This window comes from Lysinibacillus pakistanensis, from assembly GCF_030123245.1.
Lineage (GTDB): Bacteria > Bacillota > Bacilli > Bacillales_A > Planococcaceae > Lysinibacillus > Lysinibacillus pakistanensis.
In genome coordinates this window covers 117501-120000 of the sequence record NZ_CP126101.1, presented here as the reverse complement: position 1 = coordinate 120000, position 2500 = coordinate 117501, and the positions used below count along the sequence as shown (strand labels likewise).

Annotated in this window: 4 tRNA genes and 2 rRNA genes (2 of these 6 only partly in view); all 6 read right to left on the bottom strand. The window is 51.7% G+C overall.

The annotated features are described in order from the left end of the window. Nucleotide 1, bottom strand: a tRNA-Leu gene (locus tag QNH24_RS00595) (it extends 84 nt beyond the left edge of the window). A gap of 22 nt (nt 2–23) precedes the next feature. Continuing rightward, nucleotides 24–99, bottom strand: a tRNA-Lys gene (locus tag QNH24_RS00590). A 4-nt stretch (nt 100–103) separates the two neighbouring features. After that, nucleotides 104–179 (bottom strand) — tRNA-Thr (locus QNH24_RS00585). Nucleotides 180–182: 3 nt separating this feature from the next. Continuing rightward, a tRNA-Val gene (locus QNH24_RS00580) sits at nt 183–258 on the bottom strand. 10 nt (nt 259–268) lie between these two features. Next, nucleotides 269–384 (bottom strand): 5S ribosomal RNA (gene rrf, locus QNH24_RS00575). Nucleotides 385–497: 113 nt separating this feature from the next. Beyond that, a 23S ribosomal RNA gene (locus QNH24_RS00570) occupies nt 498–2500 on the bottom strand (it continues 925 nt past the right edge of the window).

Sequence of the window (2500 nt, the reverse complement as noted above, 5' to 3'; positions counted from 1 at the left end):
CATATATTTGTTGGTAATTTTAATGGTGAGCCATGAAGGACTCGAACCTTCGACCCTCTGATTAAAAGTCAGATGCTCTACCAACTGAGCTAATGGCTCAAAATGGTGCCGGCTATAGGAATCGAACCCACGACCTACTGATTACAAGTCAGTTGCTCTACCTGCTGAGCTAAACCGGCATATGGTGGAGGATGACGGGCTCGAACCGCCGACCCTCTGCTTGTAAGGCAGATGCTCTCCCAGCTGAGCTAATCCTCCTGGGCATTATGCCTAGCGACGTCCTACTCTCACAGGGGGAAGCCCCCAACTACCATCGGCGCTAAAGAGCTTAACTTCCGTGTTCGGTATGGGAACGGGTGTGACCTCTTTGCCATCATCACTAGACTATTTTAAGGACAAGAATTATTATAACATATCTTGTTATAAATGCAAGTCTTTTTTAAACTTTCTTGTTCTTTCAAAACTGGATAAACGGCGCATTGAATGCTTCAAACATATTGGTTAAGTCCTCGATCGATTAGTATTCGTCAGCTCCATGTGTCACCACACTTCCACCTCGAACCTATCTACCTCATCGTCTTTGAGGGATCTTACTTACTTGCGTAATGGGAAATCTCATCTTGAGGGGGGCTTCATGCTTAGATGCTTTCAGCACTTATCCCGTCCACACATAGCTACCCAGCGATGCCTTTGGCAAGACAACTGGTACACCAGCGGTGTGTCCATCCCGGTCCTCTCGTACTAAGGACAGCTCCTCTCAAATTTCCTACGCCCACGACGGATAGGGACCGAACTGTCTCACGACGTTCTGAACCCAGCTCGCGTACCGCTTTAATGGGCGAACAGCCCAACCCTTGGGACCGACTACAGCCCCAGGATGCGATGAGCCGACATCGAGGTGCCAAACCTCCCCGTCGATGTGGACTCTTGGGGGAGATAAGCCTGTTATCCCCGGGGTAGCTTTTATCCGTTGAGCGATGGCCCTTCCATGCGGAACCACCGGATCACTAAGCCCGTCTTTCGACCCTGCTCGACTTGTAGGTCTCGCAGTCAAGCTCCCTTGTGCCTTTACACTCTACGAATGATTTCCAACCATTCTGAGGGAACCTTTGGGCGCCTCCGTTACCTTTTAGGAGGCGACCGCCCCAGTCAAACTGTCCGCCTGACACTGTCTCCTGCCCCGCTAAGGGGCATGGGTTAGAATTTCAATACAACCAGGGTAGTATCCCACCGACGCCTCCTTCGAAGCTGGCGCTCCGAGATCTCTGGCTCCTACCTATCCTGTACAAGTTGTACCAAAATTCAATATCAGGCTACAGTAAAGCTCCACGGGGTCTTTCCGTCCTGTCGCGGGTAACCTGCATCTTCACAGGTACTATAATTTCACCGAGTCTCTCGTTGAGACAGTGCCCAGATCGTTACGCCTTTCGTGCGGGTCGGAACTTACCCGACAAGGAATTTCGCTACCTTAGGACCGTTATAGTTACGGCCGCCGTTTACTGGGGCTTCAATTCGCAGCTTCGCTTGCGCTAACCACTCCTCTTAACCTTCCAGCACCGGGCAGGCGTCAGCCCCTATACGTCACCTTACGGTTTTGCAGAGACCTGTGTTTTTGCTAAACAGTCGCCTGGGCCTATTCACTGCGGCTCTCATGCGCTTGCACGCTCAAGAGCACCCCTTCTCCCGAAGTTACGGGGTCATTTTGCCGAGTTCCTTAACGAGAGTTCTCTCGCACACCTTAGGATTCTCTCCTCGACTACCTGTGTCGGTTTGCGGTACGGGCACCTCTCACCTCGATAGAGGCTTTTCTTGGCAGTGTGAAATCAGGAACTTCGTCCATACGGACTCGCCATCACAGCTCAACGTTACAGTGTGCGGATTTGCCTACACACACGCCTTACTGCTTGGACGCGCACAACCAACGGCGCGCTTACCCTATCCTACTGCGTCCCCCCATTTCTCAAACGGTGAGGAGGTGGTACAGGAATATCAACCTGTTGTCCATCGCCTACGCCTATCGGCCTCGGCTTAGGTCCCGACTAACCCTGAGCGGACGAGCCTTCCTCAGGAAACCTTAGTCATACGGTGGACGGGATTCTCACCCGTCTTTCGCTACTCATACCGGCATTCTCACTTCTAAGCGCTCCACCAGTCCTTCCGGTCTGACTTCAACGCACTTAGAACGCTCTCCTACCACTGACATCGTAGATGTCAATCCACAGCTTCGGTGAATCGTTTAGCCCCGATACATTTTCGGCGCAGCGTCACTCGACCAGTGAGCTATTACGCACTCTTTAAATGATGGCTGCTTCTAAGCCAACATCCTGGTTGTCTGTGCAACGCCACATCCTTTTCCACTTAACGATTACTTTGGGACCTTAGCTGGTGGTCTGGGCTGTTTCCCTTTTGACTACGGATCTTATCACTCGCAGTCTGACTCCCGTGTATAAATATCTGGCATTCGGAGTTTGTCTGAATTCGGTAAACCGGGATGGCCCCC